Here is an 8,697-nt window from a genome sequence, read left to right as displayed (position 1 = left end):
AAAAATTACTGTTTTTTACTTGACCCGGCGCCGATGCGCAAGCACATTTGCCCTAAGCAGAGAGTAGCAACCTTACCATGCTGAAGAAAGCTTTTTACCTTTTGCTCACCCTGTTCATTGTCGGTGTGGCCGGCCTGGCCGCCGGTTACGGCTGGTTGGTGGTCTTAAGCCCCGGCGAGACGATAAGGCGCGACAACATCGAAAGGATCCTGGCCATAGAAAGCCCGGTCTACTACCGGGACGGGATCAATCGGATCGGGGTTTTTTTCGAGCAGGCCCACCGCCAGTATATCCCCTATCGGCGGATCCCCGCCGATTTTGTCCACGCCATCGTGGCCGCCGAAGACTCCTCCTTTTTTCAACACCACGGGATCGACTTCCGTGGAATAGCCCGGGCCACCATCGCCAACCTCAAGGCCCGCCGGGTGGTCCAGGGCGGCAGCACCATCACCCAGCAGACCGCCAAAAATCTCTTCAAACGCAAGGATCGTTCCCTGGTCTCCAAGTTCCAGGAGCTGATCTATGCCCTGCGCCTGGAGTATCATTACGAAAAGAAAGATATCCTGGAGTTTTACGCCAACCAGTTCTTTGTCAGCGGCAACGGCCGGGGATTGGGAATGGCGGCCCGCTACTTCTTCGACAAGCCGGTGGAGGAACTCGAACTGCTGGAGAGCGCCTTCATCGCCGGCAGCGTCAAGGGTCCCAACCATTATAACCCCTTTATCAAGCGAAGCGACGAGGCGGAGGAGCGGGCCCGGCGTCTGGCCCGCCAGCGGACCACCTACGTGCTGGAGCAGATGCGGCGGTTGGGGTTCATCGACGAGGAGCAGTTGCGGGCCAACCTGGACCGGGAGATCCCTTTCCGCCAGGGCCGGATGACCTACGCCCTCAATACCATGCTCGATCTGGTCCGGGAGGGGCTGGCCGAACCCGAGGTGGTGGAGGCGTTGAGCCGACACGGGATCGATAACGTGGCCACTTCGGGTATCAGGATCATCGCCTCGGTGGACAAGGATCTGCAGGAGGCGGCCCACTACGCTCTCCGCAAGGAGCTTTCCCGTCTGGATATCAGTCTGGGCGGCTACGATCATCGCGCCGCCCAGCCGGTTTACGCCGCCTTGCCCTCCGGCACGGAACGATGGGACCAGCCCGGCTCCTTCCTCTTTGGCCGAATCGCGGTCATCGCGGGCACCGCCCGGGAGCCCAGAATAGGAGTGGCTTTTGAGCCGGCCGCCGCCAGGGCGGGGAATCGGGTTGCCGATGAACCAGCCGCCTGGCTCGATCGCCAGGGCCTCTTTAACCTGTTGACCCCCCTGGCCCGTTATCGTCAGCATGCCCGGGGGCAAGCCGGCAACGACGACCTTGAACGCCTGCTGGGAGAGTTGGCGGTGGGTGACCTGGTTTATGTCAGTGTGCGGGAGCGGAGGGCTGGTGGCGACATCCTGCTTGATCTGGAGAAATATCCCGAGTTGCAGGGAGGGGTGCTGGCCCTGCGGGAGGGGGCGATCCATGCCATGGTCGGGGGCCAGGACAACCGGCATTACAACCGGGCGGTGACCGCCCGCCGGCCCATGGGCTCGGTGATGAAGCCCCTGGTTTACGCCGCCGCCCTGCAGTTGGGCTGGAACAGTGTTGATCTGCTGGACAATCGTCGCCAGGTTTTTCTTTATCAGAACCAGGCTTACTTTCCCCGGCATCTGCAGGGGATCAAGCATGATCAGGTCTCCTTGAGCTGGGCCGGGGTGACCTCCGAAAACCTGGCCTCGGTCTGGCTGCTCTACCATCTTTGTGATCATCTGCCGCCGGCCCGTTTCGCCGAACTGGTGGAGAGGCTGGGTTTTGCCAAGGCGGGCAATGAGGGCACCACCGCTTATACCCGCCGGATCAGGGATCGGCACGGGGTGGTGGTTGACCGGGACGCCCTCTACCGGGTCGCCTTCGAGCGGGCGGTGGCGGCGGTGGAGCCGGATCTGCTCTTTGACGGTCGGGCCGGGGAATATGAACTGCTGCGAACCTTCGAGTACGGGGCCGGCTTCGACCGCTTCCGGGCCGAGGTGGAGGCGGAATTGCTCGGTGCCACCGCCACGGCCCAGGAGCGGCGGGAGGGGCAGGAGCGGCTGGTGATCCTGGCTCGCAACTTCCTCGACTATCTGGCGGCCCGGGATCAGTTGCGGGAACTGGTCGCTCAACTCCAGGACGATCAATTCATCGATGAGTTCACCGGACTGTTGCCCCTCTACCGAGGCCAGGATGGCACCCTGATCTACACCACCGGCCATCCCGGCACCGGCCGCTGGCCCCTGGATCTTGGGCAACTGCGGGAAATACTGCCCGAGGGGGAGGCGGCCCGTCGGCTCTTTTGGGGGCGGGTGCTGATCGAGGGCGATTTGCGGGTGGAGACCCTTGACCTGCTGGAAGAGTTGCTGGAGATGGAATATCGTCGCCTGGCCGCCCTCCCGCCCTATGATCCGGAGGTGCTTTATCAGTTGCGGGATTTTCGAGTGCTGATTTCGCTTCATTATATGGTTGGGCTAAGCCGGGCCCTGGGGGTGGAAAGTCCGCTGGAGCCGGTGCTCTCCTTCCCCTTGGGTTCCAACGCGGTCAGTCTGCTGGAGTTGGCCCGGGCTTTCGAGGTCCTGCGCAGCGGCAGCCTGCACCTTAATGCCGCCCGGGTTGACAGCGGTGGCCTGGGGATGATCGAGCGAATCGAATCATATGAGGGGGAGCTGATCTATGCTCCCCAGCGGCAGAGTCGCCGGGTGTTTGACCCCCGGGTCTCTTTGGCGATCAGCGATATCCTGTTCAATGCCATGGAGCACGGTACCGGGCGTTCGGCCCACAACCAGGTAAGGCTTTCCAGTCCCGATCCGGCCCGGAAGAAGTTGCTGGAGGAGCTGGACCTTAAGGTTCCCCTGTTCGGCAAAACCGGCACCGCCAACCGTTTCGTCAACGCCGCCTTTGCCGGCTATCTGCCCGGCCCCGGCAACGGTGGCGCCTTCAGCCTGGAGAGTGGCTACACCATCGCCTCCTATGTGGGCTATGATGACAACCAGCCCATGGTGCATGGCGCCACCAGGATAACCGGCGGCGGCGGGGCCTTGCCGATTTGGGCCCGGCTGGCGGAAGCCGTCTTCCGTCACGGCGAACATGCCTCCTCCCTGGATCTGGCCGATTTTGCGTTTACCGGCGGGGATCGGGTGGAGGTGGTCTATCCCAGCCTGAATCAGGTGGAGATTCCAGTTGAAGCTGGTCAGGGTGTTGTGGTAAGCAGAACTGGGGTTAAATCGGCGGCCCGGATCGTTACCTTCGGCCGTCACGGCTCCGATGGCTCCTTTGAACCGGCCCGCATTTTTCAACCCTATTGGCGTGAGGGAGAAAGTAGATGATTTGGCACCGATTGTCCCGGTTTGTGGTACCGTTTTCGGCCCTGGTGTTCCTGGCCGGCTGTGCCGTCTCCCCTGTTTCGCTCCCCGAACCTCCCCCGCCACCACCTCCCGTCGAGCTGGAGGCCAAACCGGTGGAGGAGGTGGCCCTTCCCCCCGGACCATTGCCCACCCTTTCCCCCGCCGTGGGCGAGGATTTTTTCCTGTATGCCGTCGAGGAGGAGAAACAGGTCTCCCGGCGCCTCTCCCATTACCAGGAGGAACTGGCCAATTGGCAGGGGCTGGCGGCCCAGTTGGACGGTTTGCTGGTGGAGCGGCGGCGGCCGGCCGAGTGGAACCAGTGCCTGGATCAGCTGGAGCGGTTGACCAACCGCTACCGGCGGGTGCGGGACCGTTTGCGGGATCTGCAGTTTGGTGAATTGTCCCAGTGGCCCGCCGTCGCGGCCGGGGTCAATGCCGCCTATCGCGCCGACCTGGAGTTTGGGGCCTCGGAGTGTGGTGAGATCCATCGCCTGGCCCGTGAGACCGCGGAGCTTGGTCTCTCCCGTTTCCACACGGTGGCCGCCCAACAGATGCAGGCAGTGGTCCTCCATCACGCCGAGGCCGGCCGGGTGGGAGAAACCCTGCAGGCTTTGGAGAATCTGGAGCGGGTTTATCCCGAGAGCGGCTGGGAGGGCCCTCTACTGCGGCAGGTAAGCATCGCCCTGACCCGGGGCGGGGCCGGCGATGAGGCTTTGCGGCTGCTGGCCGGGTATGAGGCCCAGCATCCCGAGCCGGAGGCGTTATTTGATCCGGCTCGCTTGCGGGCCGATCTACTGTTGATTGCCGGCCGTGATGGGGAAGCGTTGCGCCATTATGAGCGAGTCGCGGCCCGTCACACCGCCCAGGCCGGGGAGCGGCGCTGGGTGGAGGAACAGCTGGAGATGCTGCGGGGTGATATTGTCGCCGACAACGTGGAGCGGGGCCTCTACCTCGAGGTGCTGCGGGACTATCTCCTCTTCGATGGCCGGACCATTCCGACCCGGTTGCCGGGTCGGCTGGAGCGCCTGGAGCGGCTTTATCCCGGGGGAATGCTGACCCACCGGGCCCGGCTGCTGGCGGCGGAGCTTGATAGCAGAGCCGGGGAGTGGCTGGACCGCCAGTTTTCCCGGGTGGAGAATCTGCTGGTGGAGCGGGAGTATGATGAGGCCATCGCCCGTCTGGAAGGTTTGCTGGCCGAAGAACTCACCGTTGCGCAGCGCGACCAGGTGCGAGGGTTGCTGACCATGGCCATGGGCGCCAAGCAGGAGGAGGAGGTCCGGCGTAAGCAGTTGGAGAGCCAGGCCCTGGCCATTCAGTGGGAGGAGGCCAACCGGCTTCTCGGCCTGCGTCGGCTGGAGGAGGCGATCCAGATCTTCTCCCGTTTACTGGACAGCGAATACGGCGATGAGGCGCGCCGGCTGATGCGGGAAGCCGGTGAGGAGGCCGCCGCCGAAGTCCGCCGGGAGGCGGCCGGGCTTTTTGTTAGGGCCCGGCGCAGCGAAAATGTTGAGCAGGGCCGGGAGCTGGCCATGGAGTCCTGGCGTTTGCTGGGCCGGATCATCGAACGTTATCCCGACAGCGAGATCGTGGGCCGGGTGCGGGACAATCTCCAGTCGGTGGAGGAGTATCTGGAGAGCCTGGAGCCCGGTCTGGTGGAGCGGCTGCGGGGGAGCGGGGCGGAATTTGCGGGCCAAAGCGAAACGTTATAGCGGAAGAAAAAGCTTGCCAAGCCCATGGCTTATTGGGCACTATGACATAATCAGGAAAAACTGATTATTTTTTTCAGGAGGGCTCTCCTTGCCGTGTGATGCCGGCTGGATAGTCATCGGCAATGAATAGAGCTGGGAGTAGCTATGTCGCGGGATAAAAAGGGCGTGTCCGAAATTCTCGACGAGATGGCCCTGAAGATTCTCATGGTCGAGCCGGGCGATCTTTCAGTGGTCGGGGAGCTGCTGGGGGCCGCCGAGGAGCTGCTGGCCTCCGGAGCGGAGACCGCTCGCCTGCCCGTGTTGCGCGGCATGGCCGCCGCTTTCAAGTCCGCCCTTGAACGGATGATCATGGGGGAGTTGCCCGATACGGCGGCCAACTATGAACTGCTGGGGCGGGCGATTACCCAGATGCAGGAGACGGTCCGTAAGGGGGAGGAGATGGACGAGGCCGGAATCGCGGCCTTTGCCCAGCACCTGAGCGAGGCCGGTTACCCGCTCACTGCTGCCGATCTTGGCGGGGCTGCGGCCGGGGCTCAGAGGGCCGCTGCCGCCCCGGCGGATGTCTCAACGGAGGAGGATGCCGGCGAGGTTGCCGTTGCGCGCGACCCCGGCGAGACGGCGGCGCCGGTTCCGGTGGCCGGCGGAGAAGATGAGGGCGGCGGCCCGGTGCCGGATTTCCTGCAGGACAAGGAGTTGCTGGGCGGCTTTATCGATGAGGCCTTCGAGCATCTGGAGGGGATCGAGGTCAACGTCCTGGAGCTGGAGCAGAGCCCCGACGATCTGGATATCATCAACAACATCTTTCGCCCCTTCCATACGATCAAGGGGGTGTCCGGTTTTCTCAACCTCAAGACCATCAACAGACTGGCCCACGCCACTGAAAATCTGCTGGATGACGTCCGCAACGGCAAACGGCCCATGGATTCCGACGTCATCGATCTGGTTTTGCGGGTGGGTGATAGTCTGAAGGAGATGGTCGAGAATATCAAGGAGGTGCTGGACAACGGCCCCGGCCGTTACCGGGAGTTTGATATCAGAGAGCAGGTTGCCCACATTCAGGCCCTGCAGGATGGCGAATCGGCTCCCTCCCCGTCCCCGGTCGTTGCCGCCCCTCCTGCCGCTGCCGTTGCCGCTGAGGCCCCGGCCCCGCTCGAAGCCGAGCCCCGGCCGGCGGCGTCGGCGGCGGCCCCCAAGGCCGCCCCGGCCCCCCGCCCCCCCGCCGAAGGCAACGGTTCCGAGGCGCCCGCCCCGGCCCCCAAGAAGAAGATGGGGGCCTCGATCAAGGTCGACGTGGAAAAGCTGGACGCTCTGGTCAACGCGGTGGGGGAGCTGGTGATCATGCAGTCCCTGGTGCGCCAGAACCCCCTGATCGCCAAAATCGCCGACCCCAAGCTGGTCAAGGATTTTTCCCAACTTGGCCGCATCACCTCCGAGTTGCAGCGCACCGCCATGTCGATGCGCATGGTCCCGATCAAACAGACCTTCGATAAGATGATCCGCCTGGTCCGCGATCTCTCCAAAAAGACCGGCAAGGAGGTGGATCTGGTGATGGAGGGGGCTGAGACCGAGATCGACCGCAACATGGTGGACTCCATCTATGATCCCCTGGTCCACATGATGCGCAACTCGGTGGATCACGGGATCCAGACCCCCGAGGAGCGTACCGCCCACGGCAAGCCTCCCACCGGCAAGGTCCACCTCCGGGCCTACCAGAAGGGCGGCAATATGGTGATCGAGATCGAGGATGACGGCGAGGGTCTCCCCGCCGCCAAGATCAGGAAAAAGGCCGAGAGCCGCGGCCTGATCCAGCCGGGCGAAAGTTTGAGCGACTTCGAGCTCAACAACCTGATCTTTCTGCCCGGTTTTTCCACCGCCGACCAGATCACCGATGTTTCCGGCCGGGGGGTGGGCATGGATGTGGTCAAGAAGGGGGTGGAAAAGCTGCGGGGCAAGGTGGAGGTCCATAGCCAGCCCGGTAAGGGCAGCCTCTTTGTGATCCGTCTGCCCCTGACCCTGGCGATCATCGACGGGATCATCGTGCGGGTCGGCAGCGAGCGCTATATCATTCCCACCATCGCCATCCAGGAGTCGATGAAGCCGGAGCGCAAAAATTATAACACCGTCCATGGCCGGGGCGAGTCACTCCTGACCCGGGGCAACCTGGTGCCGATCATCCGCCTCTACCAGCTCTTCGGGGTGGAGCCCACCCATAGCGATCCCTGCGAGGCGATCGTGGTGGTGGTGGAAAATGAAGGTCGCCAGCGGGCCCTGATGGTGGATGAGCTGCTGGGCAAGGAGGAGGTGGTGATCAAAAACCTGGGCGGGATGCAGGATGTCAGGGGCGTGGCCGGAGGTACCATTCTCGGTGATGGGCGGGTGGGTCTGATCCTCGATCTGGCCGGGATCATCAGTGACGCGGCCGCGGAGTAATCGCCGGCCGGTTGTCCACGGGTAGTCAACCTTAATTGTGGGAGGAATCGCCATGGAGGCGGGAAAAGTGGCTGCGGAGGCCCGGCTGGGAGACTCCGAGCTGGGAGTGCGGGAGTTGGCCGGCAAGTATCTGACCTTCTCCCTCGGTTCCGAGGAGTATGGGGTTGGGATCCTCAAGGTGCGGGAGATCATCGGGGTGATGGAGATTACCGCCGTGCCCCACACCCCCCACTACATCAAGGGGGTGATCAACCTGCGGGGGCGGGTGATTCCGGTGATGGACCTCCGGCTCAAGTTCGGGATGCCCGGCAAGGAATACGATGAGCGGACCTGTGTCATCGTGGTCGAGGTGCAGGGGCGGAGCGGTCCGGTGCAGGTGGGGATGGTGGTTGATTCGGTTTCCGAAGTGGCCAACATCACCGCCGGAGAGATTGAACCCCCGCCCGCTCTCGGTTCCTCCCGGGAAACGGAAAATATTCTGGGGATGGCCAAGCTTAAGGGGTCGGTGAAGATCCTGCTCGACGTTGATCGGGTGGTGGGCGACGGGTTGCTGCAACATTTCCAGGAGATGTAGGCCTTCCGCCGGGCCACTAGCTGCATGACCAAAGATTTCAACCATCACCTGGGCTTCCGGAAGGCGCAGCTTAGCGAAGCCGTTTTCCGCAAGTTCAGCGCCTTGGTTTATCAAAAAACCGGGATCTATTTAAAGGCGGAAAAGAAGGAACTACTCAACGCCCGTTTGGGCAAGCGCCTGCGGGCCTTGTCCATGGACAGCTTCTCCGACTACTACGATTATGTGCTCAACGACACCAGCGGTGAAGAGTTGGTGCAGATGATCGATGTGGTCTCCACCAATTTTACCAGCTTTTTTCGTGAAAACAGCCACTTTGACCTGCTGGCCAGCCAGGTATTGCCCGAGCTCTCCTCTCGATCCGGCGGCAAGAAGGAGCTGGTTATCTGGTCGGCGGCCGCCTCTTCCGGCGAGGAACCTTACACCATCGCCCTGGTCACCGAGGATTTTTTTGCCGATAAGCCGGACTGGAGCTACCGAATTCTGGCCACTGATATCTCCACCCGGGTGCTGGCCCACGCCCGGCTGGGGGTTTACTCCCTGGATCGGGTGGCCAAGGTCCCCCAAAACTATCTTAAAAGAT

General features: G+C 62.8%; 5 protein-coding genes. All 5 read left to right on the top strand.

Annotated elements, in window-relative coordinates; genetic code table 11:
- Window positions 1-77 precede the first annotated feature (77 nt).
- On the top strand, window positions 78-3,386 hold the full coding sequence (locus ACHHRT_RS13540; RefSeq protein ID WP_395500304.1) for a transglycosylase domain-containing protein: 3,309 nt from the start codon (window positions 78-80) through the stop codon (window positions 3,384-3,386).
- On the top strand, window positions 3,383-5,113 hold the full coding sequence (locus tag ACHHRT_RS13535) for a hypothetical protein (protein ID WP_395500303.1): 1,731 nt from the start codon (window positions 3,383-3,385) through the stop codon (window positions 5,111-5,113). The genes ACHHRT_RS13540 and ACHHRT_RS13535 overlap by 4 nt, the downstream gene beginning before the upstream one ends.
- Before the next feature lie 144 nt (window positions 5,114-5,257).
- Window positions 5,258-7,543 (top strand): chemotaxis protein CheA, encoded by a 2,286-nt coding sequence (locus ACHHRT_RS13530; RefSeq protein WP_395500302.1) that lies wholly within the window; start codon window positions 5,258-5,260, stop codon window positions 7,541-7,543.
- Between the two features lie 52 nt (window positions 7,544-7,595).
- Window positions 7,596-8,117, top strand: a complete 522-nt coding sequence (locus tag ACHHRT_RS13525) for a chemotaxis protein CheW (RefSeq protein WP_395500301.1) — start codon at window positions 7,596-7,598, stop codon at window positions 8,115-8,117.
- Between the two features lie 24 nt (window positions 8,118-8,141).
- Window positions 8,142-8,697, top strand: a 556-nt coding sequence (locus ACHHRT_RS13520) for a CheR family methyltransferase (protein ID WP_395500300.1), incomplete at its 3' end; no start/stop codon positions are given.

Source organism: Desulfurivibrio modestus (genome assembly GCF_044068625.1).
In the GTDB taxonomy this organism is placed as follows: Bacteria; Desulfobacterota; Desulfobulbia; order Desulfobulbales; family Desulfurivibrionaceae; genus Desulfurivibrio.
The sequence above is the reverse complement of the archived record's forward strand: the minus strand, read 5'-3'. Positions and strand labels throughout refer to the sequence as shown.

Bases quoted from the DNA above. Each gene is read 5' to 3' on its own strand.
- ACHHRT_RS13540 (WP_395500304.1), top strand. From the start codon at position 78: ATGCTGAAGAAAGCTTTTTACCTTTTGCTCACCCTGTTCATTGTCGGT.
- ACHHRT_RS13535 (WP_395500303.1), top strand. From the start codon at position 3,383: ATGATTTGGCACCGATTGTCCCGGTTTGTGGTACCGTTTTCGGCCCTG.
- ACHHRT_RS13530 (WP_395500302.1), top strand. From the start codon at position 5,258: ATGTCGCGGGATAAAAAGGGCGTGTCCGAAATTCTCGACGAGATGGCC.
- ACHHRT_RS13525 (WP_395500301.1), top strand. From the start codon at position 7,596: ATGGAGGCGGGAAAAGTGGCTGCGGAGGCCCGGCTGGGAGACTCCGAG.